General features: G+C 60.8%; 11 protein-coding genes. 8 read left to right on the top strand and 3 right to left on the bottom strand.

Features of this window, described 5'->3' with window-relative positions:
- The first annotated feature begins 73 nt into the window (after positions 1 to 73).
- Positions 74 to 1,273, top strand: coding sequence for a DUF3142 domain-containing protein (locus tag HFK74_RS01675; protein ID WP_180202091.1), 1,200 nt, complete (start codon positions 74 to 76; stop codon positions 1,271 to 1,273).
- A complete protein-coding gene (locus HFK74_RS01680) occupies positions 1,260 to 3,386 on the top strand; it encodes a hypothetical protein (protein WP_180202092.1) in 2,127 nt (708 codons plus the stop codon). Before HFK74_RS01675 ends, HFK74_RS01680 begins: the two co-directional genes overlap by 14 nt.
- 3 nt (positions 3,387 to 3,389) lie before the next feature.
- Here the strand turns inward: HFK74_RS01680 and HFK74_RS01685 are convergent, their stop codons facing one another.
- Complete coding sequence (locus HFK74_RS01685; RefSeq protein WP_180202093.1) at positions 3,390 to 4,019, bottom strand: LysE family translocator; 630 nt, start codon at positions 4,017 to 4,019, stop codon at positions 3,390 to 3,392.
- Between the two features lie 146 nt (positions 4,020 to 4,165).
- Here HFK74_RS01685 and HFK74_RS01690 point away from each other — a divergent pair, with 146 nt between their 5' ends.
- Positions 4,166 to 4,639 (top strand): Lrp/AsnC family transcriptional regulator, encoded by a 474-nt coding sequence (locus tag HFK74_RS01690; protein ID WP_180202094.1) that lies wholly within the window; start codon positions 4,166 to 4,168, stop codon positions 4,637 to 4,639.
- A 92-nt stretch (positions 4,640 to 4,731) separates the two neighbouring features.
- On the opposite strand, the gene lpdA is transcribed toward HFK74_RS01690, so the two are convergent.
- Positions 4,732 to 6,132, bottom strand: coding sequence for a dihydrolipoyl dehydrogenase (gene lpdA / locus HFK74_RS01695; protein WP_180202095.1), 1,401 nt, complete (start codon positions 6,130 to 6,132; stop codon positions 4,732 to 4,734).
- A gap of 218 nt (positions 6,133 to 6,350) precedes the next feature.
- Here lpdA and hflK (HFK74_RS01700) point away from each other — a divergent pair, with 218 nt between their 5' ends.
- The 5 genes from hflK (HFK74_RS01700) (at position 6,351) to cfaB (ending at position 13,670) form a co-directional block, all read left to right on the top strand.
- On the top strand, positions 6,351 to 8,315 hold the full coding sequence (hflK, locus tag HFK74_RS01700; RefSeq protein ID WP_180202096.1) for a protease modulator HflK: 1,965 nt from the start codon (positions 6,351 to 6,353) through the stop codon (positions 8,313 to 8,315).
- Positions 8,312 to 9,352, top strand: a complete 1,041-nt coding sequence (gene hflC, locus HFK74_RS01705; RefSeq protein ID WP_180202097.1) for a protease modulator HflC — start codon at positions 8,312 to 8,314, stop codon at positions 9,350 to 9,352. The genes hflK (HFK74_RS01700) and hflC overlap by 4 nt, the downstream gene beginning before the upstream one ends.
- Entirely contained in the window at positions 9,349 to 10,407 is a 1,059-nt protein-coding gene (gene hflK / locus HFK74_RS01710; RefSeq protein ID WP_180202098.1) for a protease modulator HflK, read from the top strand. Before hflC ends, hflK (HFK74_RS01710) begins: the two co-directional genes overlap by 4 nt.
- Entirely contained in the window at positions 10,404 to 12,317 is a 1,914-nt protein-coding gene (locus tag HFK74_RS01715; protein ID WP_180202099.1) for a heavy metal translocating P-type ATPase, read from the top strand. Before hflK (HFK74_RS01710) ends, HFK74_RS01715 begins: the two co-directional genes overlap by 4 nt.
- 168 nt (positions 12,318 to 12,485) lie before the next feature.
- On the top strand, positions 12,486 to 13,670 hold the full coding sequence (gene cfaB / locus HFK74_RS01720) for a C17 cyclopropane fatty acid synthase CfaB (protein WP_180202100.1): 1,185 nt from the start codon (positions 12,486 to 12,488) through the stop codon (positions 13,668 to 13,670).
- Here the strand turns inward: cfaB and cls are convergent.
- Positions 13,667 to 15,106 (bottom strand): cardiolipin synthase, encoded by a 1,440-nt coding sequence (cls, locus tag HFK74_RS01725; RefSeq protein ID WP_180202101.1) that lies wholly within the window; start codon positions 15,104 to 15,106, stop codon positions 13,667 to 13,669. The two genes, cfaB and cls, sit on opposite strands and share 4 nt — an antisense overlap.
- Positions 15,107 to 15,208 lie beyond the last annotated feature (102 nt).

Here is a 15,208-nt window from a genome sequence, read left to right on the forward strand (position 1 = left end):
TGAGTAGGGTAGGGGGAGTACGAAAAAGGGCCGAGAAAGGCCCTTTGTGCATTTCAGGGACAGGCGTTTTCTCATGGTTTTTTTCACCCGCGCGATCGTCTCGCTGATGACGCTTGCGCTGCTCAGTGGTTGCGAGCAGCACGATGATGCCCCGCCACTCGATCAGCAACTCTATGTCTGGCAACGGCAATGGACTCCGGCGCATGACACTGCGTTGCGAGACAGCCGCGCAGACTTTTCCACCTTGCGGGTGCTGGCATTACAGGCCTTCCCTCAGGCAGGCTGGGGTCGCGCGCGGATTGATCCGGCGCTGCTCAAGCGCGATGGCAGGCCGTTGATTGCGGTGGTTCGCCTGGATGGCCAGCTCAAGTCGCTGGATCAGGACGAGGTCATGGGGCAGATCCAGCAACTGATCAGCGATTGGCAGGGCCAGGGACTGATCCTTACAGGGATAGAAATCGACCACGATGCGGGCAACGCCCGGCTACCCGCCTATCGTGAGTTTCTTGCGCACCTGCGCTCTGTGCTGCCGACGTCCATGGTCATGAGCATCACCGCATTGCCGGCGTGGCTCGACAGTCCTGAGTTGCCGGCGTTGTTATCCACCGTCGATAGCAGCGTGTTGCAGGTGCATGCCGTGAGTGATCCTCGACGCGGTTTGTTCGATCCGGACCTTGCTCGCCAATGGGCAATGGCCTGGAGTCGCATCACGTCGAAACCCTTTTTCCTGGCCCTGCCGGCCTATGGCGTCGCGTTGTTGCCAAGTGTTGGTGGCGCTCCCATCGTGGAAAGCGAAGTAGCGATTGAACGTCACGGCAAGCGCCGGGAGTTGTTGGCTGATCCACTGCAATTGAGCGAGCTGGCTACCCGGTTGCGTGCCGATCCGCCGGCTCATCTGGCCGGGCTGATCTGGTTTCGCCTGCCGTTGGCCAACGACCGTCGAGCCTGGAGCCTGACGACCCTGCGCGCGGTGTCCCGCGGTGAGGTCCTTGAGAGTCAACTGGCACTGAATCTTTCAGAGCACGAAGGTCTCTATGACATCGCTATCACCAATGTGGGCAACCTCGACAACACCTGGCCCGAGCGCGTGACGCTGGGTGTACAGGGCTGCGAGGGCGCCGATGCGCTGGCCGGTTATACGTTGCAACAAGAGCCGAACCTGCTTACCTTCACCCGCCTGCGCGACGGTCGGATAGCGGCTGGCGGACAGCGCGCCATCGGTTGGGCACGCTGCGCAACCATTGATCAAGGAGCTTCGAATGTTCACCCGTAACTGGCCCCGTCACTTGCTCTGTCTGAGTCTTGGCCTGCCGATGGCGGCCATGGCGTGCGGGCCGGATTTCCCCATGCGGCTGCTGGACAATCGAGGTCAATCGTTGGCGGAGTTGCCGGAAGGCAATTTCAGTTTCGAGGTGAGTCGCCTCGGTCATGGGATTGCCGGTCTCAAGCCTGTCACGGCAGCCACCCTCGACCCTGGCGCAGCCTATGGTGAAACCTCCGATCACGCACAGCAGCGGGATCAGGCCGAGCAGGCAGGTTTGACCCATGAACAGCAGGCGCAGGTGAAACGGTTGCGTGGGCTCGCCGATGCCCGCCAGGTTGAAGCACAGGGCGCGAGCCTGCCCGCCGAGCTCAAGTTGTATATGGCGGGCGCGGTGGCGTTCAATGCCGGCGACCATTCGCTGGCTGCCGAATACTTCCGCCAGGTGCTGGCACTGCCCGCCGATCAACGAGCATTGCGCAGCACCTGGGCTGCCTACTCGCTGGGGCGGGCGTTGTTTGCCATGAGTTCGCAGGCCGATGCGGCTCCCGACCTGCTGGAACAATCGCGCAAAGCGTTCGAACAAACGCGTCAGCTGAGCATCGACGGCTTCAGCGACCCATTGGAATTGGGCGTCGCCAGCCTCGGTGAAGAAGCCCGCGTGGCCCGGACGGCGGGTGACTGGAACCGCGCCATCGAACTCTATGCCACGCAAAACCTTCAGGGTTCGGCCGTGGGTTACACCTCGTTGAAGCTGTTGATGGCTGACCTGGCTTCGATGCCCGAGGATCAACTGGCCATGCTGCTCAAGGGAAAGCCCGTGCAGCAACTGGTGACCGCCTCCTTGATCAGTCGGCTGGGCTGGTCATTCGGTGATCAACCACCAAACGAGAAAAAACTGATCAAACTGTTGCAGGACAGCACGCGCGGCAGCCTCGACAATGCGGACCGTCTCGCAGCGATGAATTATCAACAGGGCGATTTCAGCAGCGCCAAAGCCTTTCTCGAGCATGCTGGCGATGGCGGCCTGGCCTGGTGGCTGCGGGCCAAACTGGCGGTGCGCGATGGTGATAAAGCGGCGGCGGCTGCAGCGTATGCCAAGGCAGCCAAGGCCTTCCCGCAGAATGAATCGTGGGGCGATCGGAGAACGCCGGACTTCGATTTTGAAACCCTGCAACCCAAATGTCGGGTGGAAGGCGAAAGCGCGATCCTGGCCCTGCAACGCGGGGATTATCTGCAGGCGTTCGACCAGTTGTACCGCAGCCAAGGCATCTATTGGTTCGATGCGGCCACTGTTGCCGAGCGTGTCCTGACGCTGGAGGAACTCAAAAACTACGTCGACACCCAGGTTCCGGCTCCGCCACCACTCAGTCAGCAGGACCTGGACAACTATGTACCCCTGCCGGTGGCTGCGAGCCTGCGCAATCTGCTTGGGCGGCGTTTGCTGCGCGAAGGGCACTACGAGCAAGCGCCGGCTTATTTCGATAACGATGGCTTGCGCCACAAAGCCAGGTTGTACGGCCAGCAACGCATGGCGGCTGATTCGGCATGGTGGCCGACGCGACGTGCCGCGGCACTGTTCAACGCGGCCTGGACCGCGCGCGAGTGGGGGATGGATATCCTCGGCTACGAAATGGCGCCGGACTATGCCACGTTAGGTGGCAACTTCAGTCTTGAGAGCACTGAACTCAAGGTCGGGCCGCTGGTAGCCGAGGACGAAGTGAAGCGTCAGCAAGCCAGTGCCGCCCAACCCGATCAGCGCTACCACTATCGCTTCGTGGCAACCGCACTCGCCAGCCGAGCAGCCGACAATCTGCCGCACACCAGCCAGGCGTTTGCCGCTGTGCTGTGTGAAGCGTCAGGCTGGAACAGCAGCCTTGAAGAGCAAAGTGCGCTCTACCAGCGATATGTCAAAGAGGGACCATTCGTGGAGTGGGCGGCGGATTTTGGGCATCAATGCCCATATCCCGACTTTGAGAACGCCGATAAGCGCTATGTCACCCAGGTCACCGACGCTGCTCGCTCGGCCCTGCGACCGTACAAGACAGCGCTGCAGATGGGTGGCTTGCTGGTGGTGATGGCGGTGGCGTTGGTGCAGGTCAAGCGCCGCCGCAAGGTGCGATAAGGTTCAAGCCTGTTGAACAAAGGTCAGCCGCACGGCGAAACCGATCAGCAGGCTACCGAACAGCCACTGTTGCAGGCGTTGGGCGCCGGGGCTGCGTTGCAGCCAACGACCCAGCGCGGCACCGGTCAAGGCGTAGGTGCTATCGAACAGCAAGCCGACACCGACCAACACCAGGCCCAGGACCGCAAACTGCGCGAGTACCGGTCCGTTGAGTGGATCGATGAACTGCGGCAGCAACACCGAGCAGAAAAGCAGCGCCTTGGGGTTAAGCAGGTTGGTCAGTAAGCCGCGGCGAATCGCTTCGCCCCAGCGTGGTTTTTCGTCCGTTGCACCTGGAGCGCTCAGGCTTGGCAGCATCGTCGTTCGCAGGCATTGAATGCCGATCCACAGTAGATAAGCCGCACCGACCAGGCGCACCACATCAAAGGTCCAAGGCGCCGCCTTGAACAATGCCGCCAACCCCAACGCCGCCAGCACCACATGACAACCGCGGGCGATCCCCAGGCCGATCGCCGTGGCCAACGCAGCGCCTTTGCCCTGACGGGCACCCGTTTGTAGCAGCAGGATCATGTCCGGGCCGGGTAACAGATAGACCACTGCCAACGCCATGAAAAACAGCCCCAATCCCGCCATGTTGCACCCCTGTTCGTTGTCGATTCAGTAGGGCCAGTCTAGAGCCAGGGAGCAGGGCATGTGCTTGCGTAGTTCGCTTCTAAAGCTGACTGATTTGGCATAACCTGCCAACAAATCACAGCTCTGCCAGCAGGATCTGCCAAACGATGAAACTGGATGCCTACGACCGCAAGATTCTCGCCGCGCTGCAACGGGATGGTCGCCTGAGCAATGTGCAGTTGGCTGAAGAAATCGGTCTGTCGGCTTCACCATGCTTGCGCCGGGTGCGGATGCTTGAAGAGGCCGGGGTGATTCGTGGTTATCAGGCCAATCTGGATCGCGACGAAGTCGGGCTCGGGTTGACCGTGTTCGTCGGGGTGAAAGTCGAGCGCCATAACGATGAACAGGCTGAATCTTTTCGCTTGGCCGTGACGGCATTGCCTGAGGTGATTTCGGCGTTCCTGGTGTCAGGAGAGTCGGATTTTCTGTTGCAAGTGGTGGTACCGGATTTACGTGCCTACGACCGGTTTCTCACTGGGTGTTTGCTCAAGTTGCCGGGGGTTAGCGATATCCGCAGCAATTTTGCGATTCATACGGTGAAGACGCCGGGAGCGTTGCCGTTGGGACATTTGCCGTCATAGACCGAGGCGACTTCTTCGCGAGCAGGCTCGCTCCCACATATGAATGCATTCCAATGTGGGAGCGAGCCTGCTCGCGAAAGCGAACGGGAGGCCTACATCTGCGTCGCCATCCCCTCCACATTCATCGCCGCCTGGCGCAAGGCTTCGGAACGGGTCGGGTGTGGATGACAGGTCAGGGCAATGTCTTCGGCGGACGCGCTGAACTCCATGGCCACGCAATACTCGCCAATCATTTCACTGACGCTGGGCCCCACGAGATGCACACCGAGGATTTCGTCGGTGCGCTCATCGGCCAGGACCTTGGCGAATCCTTCGGTTTCGTGATTGATCTTCGCCCGGCTGTTGGCGGTAAACGGAAACTTGCCGACTTTGAATGCGCGACCTTCGGCCTTCAGTTGTTCTTCGGTCTTGCCGACGCTGGCCAGTTCGGGTTTGGTGTAGATCACGTTGGGAATCAGCTCGTAATTGACCTCGCCGGCCTTGCCGACGATCTGTTCGACGCAGGCCATGGCTTCGTCTTCAGCCTTGTGGGCGAGCATCGGGCCGGAGGTGACGTCGCCAATCACCCACACCCCTGCGGCTTCGGTGCGGTGCCCCTTGTTGGCGAGCATGCCGCGTTTATCGGTGGCGAGGCCGACGTTCTCCAGCCCCAGGCCTTGGGTGTAAGGCCGGCGCCCGATGGCCACCAGCACGTAATCGGCCTCCAGCGATTCGGCGGTACCGCCTGCGGCGGGTTCGACGCTGAGCTGCACACCGGTTGCGGACGTCGTGGCGCTGGTCACTTTTGAACTCAGCTTGAAACTGATGCCTTGTTTGCTCAACGAGCGTTGCAGGGTTTTGCCCGCTTCGCCGTCTACGCCCGGGCAAATCCGGTCAAGGAATTCGACCACGGTCACTTGCGCCCCCAAGCGCCGCCAGACGGAACCCAGCTCCAGCCCGATCACCCCGGCGCCGATCACCACCAGGTGTTTCGGCACTTCTTTCAATGACAGTGCGCCGGTGGAATCGAGGATGCGTTGGTTATCGATGTCCACGCCGGGCAGGGGAGTGGGTTCGGAACCGGTGGCGATGATGATGTCTTTGCCGGTCAGTTCGGTCTTGCCGCCGGCGTTATCCGTCACACTGACTTTGCCGGGCCCGTCGATGTGGCCCCAACCCTTGATCCAGTCGACCTTGTTTTTACGAAAGAGAAACTCGATGCCTTTGGTCAGCCCGGTCACGCTTTCATCTTTCTGTTTCATCATCTGGGCAAGGTTGAGCGTGGGCTTGACCTCGATCCCCAGGTTGGCGAATTCCGCTCCCATGGCTGCATCGTAAAGTTCGGAGGCGTGCAGCAATGCCTTGGACGGCATGCAACCGACGTTCAGGCAGGTACCGCCAAGCGTGGCGCGACCTTCTACGCACGCCGCCTTCAATCCCAGTTGGCCCGCACGGATGGCTGCGTTGTAGCCACCGGGGCCACCACCGAGTATCACGACGTCATAGGTGCTCATGGATGTACTCCTGGATTGAAAGCGGGATCGGGAGGTATAAAAGTAGCCTTCGAATAAAATTACGACCGTAATATGTGCGTTTCGATGCATTTCGGTCAAGGCTTCAGCCTAGCGACAGGTTGGGAAACTTTAGATAGGGCGATTGAGTACGAAAATTTCACCGATATCGTTATATCGTAACGAAATGCCGTGTGGGCCATGATAAACACTGGAGTGGTATGCAAGTCGATCTCGAAGAGGGTGATGATGGAGCGCAGGTAGCCAGGCTACCGCGCTTTCAGCAGGCAGTTTTTCAAGGGCGACGATTGCGCCAGTTCGCCATCGGCCTCGGCGCGCTCGCGGCAATGGGCCTGGTGCTGGGCTTTTTTGTCGAGCTGTTTGCGCCGCAATCCCTTTGGCCTGCCCTGTTGTTCAATCAGTGCGCCGCGTTGCTGGTGCTGGTCGCTGGCTTGCAGTCCGCCGGGTGGGTGACGCAATGGCGTGCAAGGGCGATGAACCCCTTGGCGCCGGTGGTCGACTCTGAAGAAGCTGAAGTCCCGGTGGGTTGGTACGAGCGGCTGCTGGAGCGAATCAGTCAGCGTTGGCTGAAGCTACTCAGGCAAATCGGTGCGCCAACGCTGTGGCTGGGTGGTTGGGCGCTGCTGGCGTTGTTGTGCGTCGAACAGGCCTGGAACCTTGCTTTGCCGCCTGCAGCGCTGGGAATGTCGGCCACCATCGGCGCGGCCCTGGGGTTGTTAATGGCCTTTGGGTTGCTGGTTCTGGAACGTCAGCTTGCCCAGGAAAACAGCGCTCAATGGCCCGAGGCGGGAGCCTTGGCCCAGCTGACCCGCGTGGCAATCATCAGCCTGATACTTGGAGCGTTTTGCCTGTTGTTCGGCAATGAAACGTCGGTTTGGCCGGTGCGTCTGGCGGTACTGATCGGCCTGTTGCCGGGGTTCGTCGCCTTCGAATTGCTACTTCGTGCCGTACTGTCATTGTTCAGCCCACGTCGCGAACAACTTGAACCTGCACTGCTGGCGCGCAGTTTTGTCGCCGATATGCTGCGCTGGCCGCCGCAACCACTGCAGGCGTTGCAGCACGAATTGCACAACCGCTTCGGCATCGACCTGCGGCAGATCTGGGCCTTCACTTACATGCGCCGGGCATTTTTTCCGGTGCTGGTCGTTGTGGCCATCGTCGGTTGGTCACTCACCGGTGTTCACGAAATTCCGCTGCAAGGGCGGGGGATCTACGAGCGTTTCGGCAAACCGGTGATGGTGTTCGGTCCGGGTCTGCATGCAGGTTTACCGTGGCCGTTGGGTCGGGTGCTGAGTGTCGAAAATGGAGTGGTTCACGAATTGGCCACCAGCGTCGGCGAAACGTCGGCACCCGTGCAGGCAGATCCGGCCGAAGGCCCGGCGCCGACGACCGCCAACCGGTTGTGGGACGCCAGCCATGTGAATGACAAATCCCAGGTGATTGCCAGCAGCCGTGCCGACAAGCAGAGCTTTCAGATCGTCAACATGGACGTGCGTTTTGTTTATCGCATCGGTTTGAGCGATCAGGCGGCATTGGCAGCAACCTACAACAGCGCGGATGTGCCGACGTTGATCCGAAGCACCGCCAGTCGCATTCTGGTCCACGACTTCGCCTCACGAACCCTTGATGGTTTGCTCGGTGAGGACCGGGTAGGGCTCGCAGAGGAAATCGGCCGGGCCGTGCAGGCCGACCTGCAGAAACTCGACAGCGGCGTGGAAATTCTCGCCACGGTGGTCGAAGCGATTCATCCCCCGGCGGGGGCGGCCAATGCTTATCACGGGGTGCAAGCCGCACAGATCGGCGCGCAGGCTTTGATCGCCCGTGAACGTGGAGCCGCTGCCGAAGCCACCAACCAGGCGCAGTTGCAGGCGAGCATTGCCCGGGATCAGGCAACGGCGACTGCCCATGAAATCAATGCGACGGCCAAGGCCGGCGAGCTGAAATTCAGCGCCGAGAAAAAGGCTTACGCCAGTGCCGGCCAGGCCTTCGTGCTGGAGCAATACCTCGGTCAACTTTCCCAGGGCCTGGCCAATGCCAGGTTGCTGGTCCTCGATCATCGTCTGGGCGGCAGCAGCAATGCGCCGACCATCGATCTGCGTACATTCACGTTGCCGGCTGACCCTGCGCCGTCGCGTAAAACCGCTCAGCCAGGAGCCGCCAATTGAGCCAGTCACATACCCACGATCACGCCGACCACAGTGGCCACGATCACGGCCATGGCGGACATCACCACGGTCATCACCATCACCACCACGGCGATCCGCAGGAAGCCGGTCCATTCCCTTGGCGACGCATGGGCTGGGCGGCGTTGTTGGTCGCGTTTGCCGTGGCGGCTGCGAGCCTGGTGCAAGTGCGTTCGGGCGAAGCCACGGTCATCACGCGTTTTGGCAACCCATCGCGAGTGTTGCTGGAGCCAGGCCTTGGCTGGCGCTGGCCGGCACCGTTCGAAGCGGCGATCCCGGTGGATCTGCGACTGCGCACCACGTCCAGCGGTTTGCAGGATGTGGGCACGCGGGACGGCTTGCGCATCATCGTTCAGGCTTACGTTGCGTGGCAGGTGCAGGGTGATGGGGACAACGTGCAGCGCTTTATGCGCGCTGTGCAAAACCAGCCGGACGAAGCGGCTCGACAGATCCGCACCTTCGTCGGCTCCGCCCTGGAAACCACGGCCAGCAGTTTCGATCTGGCGAACCTGGTGAACACCGACGCCAATCAGGTGCACATCGCCGATTTCGAAGCGCAGCTGCGCAAGCAAATCGATCAGCAGTTGTTGACCACCTATGGTGTGCGAGTGCTGCAAGTTGGTATCGAGCGCCTGACCTTGCCGTCGGTCACGCTCACTGCGACGGTCGATCGCATGCGCGCCGAGCGTGAAACCATCGCGACCGAACGCACTGCCATCGGCAAACGCGAAGCGGCGCAAATTCGCTCCGCGGCGGAACGTGATGCACGAATCGTCCAGGCCGATGCCACGGTGAAAGCGGCTGACATCGAGGCGCAATCCCGGGTCGAAGCGGCGCAGATTTATGCGCGTGCCTACGCCGGCTCACCGCAGCTTTACAACCTGCTGCGCTCGCTCGACACCTTGGGCACGGTGATCACCCCGGGCACCAAACTGATACTGCGTACCGATGCCGCGCCTTTCCGGGTGTTGGTTGACGGTCCGCCGACGCTCGATAACAAACCCGGATCTCAGCCATGAATTTGGTTCCACGTGGAACAAATGAGTTGAGCAGCCCGTGGATTCAGGCCGGACGCTTGGCGTTTCTCGCCCTGTATGCGGTGACGGTGTTGGCCGCTTTGGCATGGGCGTTCTCCAATGTGCGACAGATTGATCCGCAAAATCGCGCGGTGGTTTTGCATTTCGGCGCGCTGGATCGCATCCAGAATGCCGGTTTGCTGTTGGCCTGGCCTCGACCGTTTGAGCAGGTGATATTGCTGCCAGCGGCGGACCGGGTAATCGAGCGTCGAGTGGAAAACCTGTTGCGCACGGATGCCGCATTGCAGGCCGATCGCGCGGCCAGTTTTGCGACGCCTATCAGTGACGCACTGGCAGGCTCCGGTTATTTGCTGACGGGGGATGCGGGTGTGGTGCAACTGGATGTGCGGGTGTTCTACAAGGTCACTGAGCCGTATGCCTTCGTACTTCAAGGCGAGCATGTGCTGCCAGCCCTCGATCGCCTGGTGACCCGCAGCGCCTTGGCACTCACTGCTGCACGAGATCTGGACACTATTCTGGTCGCCCGACCGGAGTTGATCGGCGCTGATAATCAGGCTGCAGAAAGGCGCGAGCGTCTGCGCGGCGATCTGGTGCAAGGCATCAACCAACGCTTGGCGCAATTGGCCGCGACGGGGCAGGGGCTGGGGATCGAAGTGGCACGGGTCGACGTGCAGTCGAGTCTGCCGGCCCCTGCGATCAATGCGTTCAACGCCGTACTGACCGCCAGCCAGCAAGCCGACAAGGCCGTGGCCAACGCGCGCACCGAGGCCGAGAAGCTGACCCAGACCGCCAATGAACAAGCCGACCGCACGCTGCAAGTCGCCCATGCTCAGGCGAGTGAACGGCTGGCGAAAGCGTCGGCTGATACCGCCACGGTAATGAGCCTGGCCAACTCCCAACAACAAGCCGCCGACCCGCAAATGTTGCTGCGGATCTACCGCGAGCGGATGCCGAAAATTCTGGGCCAGGCCGGCTCAGTCACCACGGTTGATCCGAAAGACGATTCCCGCCTGATCATTCAGGGAGCTGCACAATGACCGCTCAAACCGCCGCTGCACCGAGCATGTTGTCCTCGGCCGAACAACGCAGCGCTGCCCGTCAACTGACCCTGGCCATGCTCGCACTTGGCTTGCTCGCGCTGGGCCTCGTATGGCGCTGGTTGTCGCCGGAACAGACCGGGGTCAGCCAATTGCTGCTGGGTGTTGCTTCCGTGCTGGTGGCCGTACCAGTGATGCGTTCAGCCTGGTACAGCCTGCGGTATCCAAGCCTGCACGGCATCACCGATCAACTGATCGCCCTGGCCATGCTCGGTGCATGGGCAACAGGCGATTTGCTGACGGCGGCATTGCTGCCGATCATCATGATCTTCGGCCATGTGCTGGAAGAGCGCAGCGTGATCGGTTCGCAGGAAGCCATTCATGCCCTGGGCAAACTCACCCGCAGTCACGCGCGCAAGGTGCAGGCCGACGGCTCCATCGTCGAGGTCGACAACGGTACGCTCAGGGCTGGCGATCTGGTGGAAGTCCGTGCCGGTGATCGGGTGCCGGCGGATGGTCGGGTGATGTCCGGCCAAGCGAGTCTGGACACCGCCTCCATTACCGGCGAGTCGGTGCCGATGGAAGCGGGCGTCGGCATGGCGGTGTTCGGTGGCGCGATCAATCTCGATGGCCTGCTGCGCGTTGAAGTGACTCGGACCGGCGACGAATCGACCCTCGGCAAAGTGATAGCGCTGATGCAAAACGCCGAGCGTTCCAAGCCGCCGATAACCAGGTTGCTGGAGCGTTACGCCGGTAGCTATCTGGTGCTGGTATTGCTGCTGGCCGCAGTTACCTGGTTCATCACCAATGATGCCCAGGCCATGCTCGCGGTGCTGGTGGCTGCCTGTCCTTGTGCGTTGGTGTTGTCGGCACCCGCTACGGCGATTGCCGGGGTAGCGGTAGCCGCGCGGCACGGCATTCTGATTCGCAGCTCGGCGTTTCTCGAGGAGCTGGCAGACCTCACATCGCTGGTGGTCGACAAGACCGGAACCCTGACCTTCGGTACCTTGCGCCTGCAATCCATCGAGAGCCCGCTGGAGGATCGCAACCCCGTCTTGAAGCTCGCCGCCAGTCTCGGGTCCGCCAGCAGTCACCCGGTCAGCCGGGCGCTGGCGGGGCTGGTCGCACAAGAGCATTTTCTGTTGCTGTCGGACATTCGCGAGCGGCAGGGTTTGGGCGTGGTGGCCATGACGGAGCAGGGCGAGGCCGCGTTGGGGCGCCCGGAGTTGTTCGCCCAATTGGGCATACCGACCTCAGATGTTCCCGACCACGACGGCCCGATTGCCGGGCTGGCGCTCAATGGCAAGTTCCTCGCTTGGCTGCTGTTGGCCGACAGCGTCAAACCGGAAGCCAGGTTTGCCTTGAGCGAACTGAAGGACCTTGGATTGGGCCGGCAGCTTTTGCTCACCGGCGACCGGCACAGCGTCGCTCACACACTCGCCCGGGATGTCGGCATCAGCGAGGTCGAAGCGCAGGCCTTGCCCGAGGACAAATTGAATCGCGTGTTGAAAGAAATCGGTAACGGTTTTCGTCCTATGGTGGTGGGTGATGGCATCAACGATTCCCTGGCGCTCAAGGCTGGCGTTGTTGGTGTGGCGATGGGTGCAGGCGGGGCGGACATCGCGCTGGCTTCAGCGGATATCGTGCTGATCGGTAGCGACCTGCGGCGCCTCGGCACCTGCGTGCGCTTGAGTCGACAGTGCCGTCAGACCTTGCAAGTGAACGTGATCATCGGTTTGGGCTGGACCCTGGCAATCGTTGCTTTCGCGGCGTTTGGCTGGCTCGGGGCAGCAGGGGCGATGATCGCCGCATTGCTGCATAACCTCAGCACATTGCTGGTGTTGGGAAATGCCGGGCGTTTGCTGCGCTTTCAGGAACCACTGTTCAAGCTCAAGGAAGAGCCGTTTTAAAAATACAGAACTGTCGGCCGAATTTGCAGTCATCTAGGTGAGAGCGGTCATTTCTGCGAATTCGGCACAATGTTGGAGTCATAGAAGACCGCTATGAAATCGATAGCCAGCTATTTTTCAAGGATGGTCTAACCTCTCAGCAGACGTCTGAAACAAGGGGGATTTTCCATGCTCGCGCAACTTCCACCGGCCTTACAGAATCTGCAGCTACCGCTACGCCTGCGACTCTGGGACGGCCATGAGTTCAATCTGGGGCCGACGCCCAGTGTCACAATTGTGGTCAAGGACCCACAAATGGTCACCCAGTTCACCCATCCTAGCCTGGACGCGCTAGGAGCTGCGTTCGTCGAGGGCAAACTGGAACTGGAAGGTTCCATCAGCGATGTGATCCGCGTCTGTGATGAGTGGAGTCAGGCATTGCTCGGTGATCTCGACAGTCAGCCTGTGCGCACCCCCCACGACAAGGAAACAGACGCTAAAGCGATTTCCTACCACTACGACCTCTCCAATGCGTTTTATCAGCTGTGGCTCGACAGCGACATGGCGTATTCCTGCGCTTACTTCGAGACGGGCAGTGAATCCCTTGAGCAGGCTCAACAGGCAAAATTCCGTCATCTGTGTCGCAAGTTGCGCCTGCAACCTGGCGAGTACCTGCTGGATGTCGGCTGCGGTTGGGGAGGTCTGGCGCGGTATGCAGCCCGTGAATTTGGCGCGAAGGTGTTCGGTATTACCCTCAGCAAGGAACAACTGGCCCTGGCTCGGGAACGCGTAAAAGAGGAAGGGTTGGAGGATTTGGTCGAGCTGCAGTTACTCGACTACCGCGACCTGCCTCAGGACGGGCGCTTCGATAAAGTGGTCAGCGTCGGGATGTTCGAACACGTCGGGCACGAAAACCTGGCCGAGTATTGCAAAACCTTGTTCGGCGCGGTGAAAGAGGGCGGGCTGGTGATGAACCACGGGATCACCGCCAAGCACACCGATGGACGTCCTGTGGGACGCGGTGCCGGGGAGTTCATCGAGAAGTATGTGTTCCCCAACGGCGAACTGCCGCACCTGTCGATGATCTCTGCCGAGATCAGTGAAGCAGGGCTGGAGATCGTCGATGTCGAGAGCCTGCGCCTGCATTACGCGCGCACCCTGGATCACTGGAGCGAACGCCTGGAAGACAACCTCGAGGCCGCCTCGAAGCTGGTGCCGGATCAAGCCCTGCGCATCTGGCGCCTGTACCTGGCGGGTTGTGCCTATGCGTTTGCCCGTGGCTGGATCAACCTGCACCAGATACTCGCGGTAAAGGCCCACGCCGATGGCAGCCATGAGCTGCCGTGGACGCGAGACGATATCTACAATCCCTAGAGGATGGGCGAAATAAGCCGGGCGACCCGCATGCCGACCTGCTGCAAGCGATGGGTCTCCCGGCCTTCTTCCTTGGCGATTTCGTGAGCCTGGTCGAAGTCGTCGTTGAGCATCTGCTCCACCTGGGCGGCGAACGCCCTGTCGACCGTCAGCAGCATCACTTCGAAATTCAATCGAAACGAACGGTTGTCCATGTTGGCGCTGCCGATGGCGCTGATTTCACTGTCGATCAACACCACTTTCTGGTGCAGGAACCCGGGTTCGTAGCGGAACACCCGCACACCGGCGCGCACGGCTTCGAAGGCATAAAGGCTGGAAGCGGCGTAGACGATTCGGTGGTCGGGCCGCGACGGCAGCAGAATCCGCACATCCACCCCGCGCAACACCGCCAGGCGTAACGCAGCGAGGACCGCTTCGTCAGGAATGAAATAAGGGCTGGTGATCCACACCCGTTCGGTCGACGCGTGAATCGCTTCGACGAAGAACAGTGAACAGGTTTCGTAGGCATCTGCCGGGCCGCTGGCGAGCATTTGGCACAGCACTCCGCCGTCCGGATAAACCTGTGGCAGGATCAGCTGTGGTAATTCGCGAGCCGCCCAGAACCAGTCTTCGGCGAAGGACTCTTGCATGCAGGCCACCACCGGCCCCCGAACTTGCACATGGGTATCGCGCCACGGTGCCAGCGGTGGTTTCTCGCCCATGTATTCATCGCCAACGTTGTGGCCACCCACGAAGCCAAGGATGCCGTCGACGACCACGATCTTGCGGTGGTTGCGAAAGTTGACCTGGAAGCGATTGAGCCAGCCGCTGCGGGTGGCGAAGGCTTTGACCTTGACGCCGCCATCGCGCAGCGACTGGACGTAAGCGTGGGGCAGGGAGTGGCTGCCGATTCGGTCGTAGAGCAGGTAAATCACCACGCCTTCGCTGGCTTTGTGCAGCAGCAGGTCACGCAGGCGTCGGCCCAGGCGGTCGTCGTGGATGATGAAGAACTGGACCAGTACGGCTTCCTTGGCCTGGCTGATGGCGTGGAAAATCGCCTCGAAGGTTGCCGGTCCATTCACTAGCAAGCGCACCTCATTGTTTGCCAGGCAGGGCATGCGCCCCAGTTTCGGCATCGCCCTCAGCGACGCGTAGGCGCTGGATGCGCGAGCGGTGAGGGCTTCCTCCACCCACGGTCGCCAGTTGAGCTCGGAGACAGCCTTGCGCATCTCCTCGTTGGCCTGGCGCCGAGCCTTGATGTAACCGTCGAAGGAACTGCGGCCGAATACCAGGTAGGGGATGAGTGTCAGGTAAGGCATGAACAACAATGACAAGGCCCAGGCAATCGAGCCTTGGGCGGTGCGGACAGTCAACACGGCATGGATTGCCGCAATCAAGCCCAATGAGTGCAGCAGCGCGATGACATAACCAAACACATGCGGTCCAAAATAATCCATGGGGGGCAGCCTTGCTCCTGAAGATTCAATGCTTAACAGACCATGTTCCGTGCAGAATGTCGCTATTTAATTGGCCCATGAACCGAAGCCCGCCGGCGACGT

This window comes from Pseudomonas sp. SbOxS1 (assembly GCF_013416725.1).
Taxonomy (GTDB): Bacteria; Pseudomonadota; Gammaproteobacteria; order Pseudomonadales; family Pseudomonadaceae; genus Aquipseudomonas.

Excerpts from the sequence above, each read along its gene's own strand:
- HFK74_RS01675 (WP_180202091.1), top strand. The coding sequence starts at position 74 with ATGGTTTTTTTCACCCGCGCGATCGTCTCGCTGATGACGCTTGCGCTG.
- HFK74_RS01685 (WP_180202093.1), bottom strand. The coding sequence starts at position 4,019 with ATGGCGGGATTGGGGCTGTTTTTCATGGCGTTGGCAGTGGTCTATCTG.
- hflK (WP_180202098.1), top strand. The coding sequence starts at position 9,349 with ATGAATTTGGTTCCACGTGGAACAAATGAGTTGAGCAGCCCGTGGATT.
- HFK74_RS01680 (WP_180202092.1), top strand. The coding sequence starts at position 1,260 with ATGTTCACCCGTAACTGGCCCCGTCACTTGCTCTGTCTGAGTCTTGGC.
- cls (WP_180202101.1), bottom strand. The coding sequence starts at position 15,106 with ATGGATTATTTTGGACCGCATGTGTTTGGTTATGTCATCGCGCTGCTG.
- hflK (WP_180202096.1), top strand. The coding sequence starts at position 6,351 with ATGCAAGTCGATCTCGAAGAGGGTGATGATGGAGCGCAGGTAGCCAGG.
- HFK74_RS01690 (WP_180202094.1), top strand. The coding sequence starts at position 4,166 with ATGAAACTGGATGCCTACGACCGCAAGATTCTCGCCGCGCTGCAACGG.
- lpdA (WP_180202095.1), bottom strand. The coding sequence starts at position 6,132 with ATGAGCACCTATGACGTCGTGATACTCGGTGGTGGCCCCGGTGGCTAC.
- cfaB (WP_180202100.1), top strand. The coding sequence starts at position 12,486 with ATGCTCGCGCAACTTCCACCGGCCTTACAGAATCTGCAGCTACCGCTA.
- HFK74_RS01715 (WP_180202099.1), top strand. The coding sequence starts at position 10,404 with ATGACCGCTCAAACCGCCGCTGCACCGAGCATGTTGTCCTCGGCCGAA.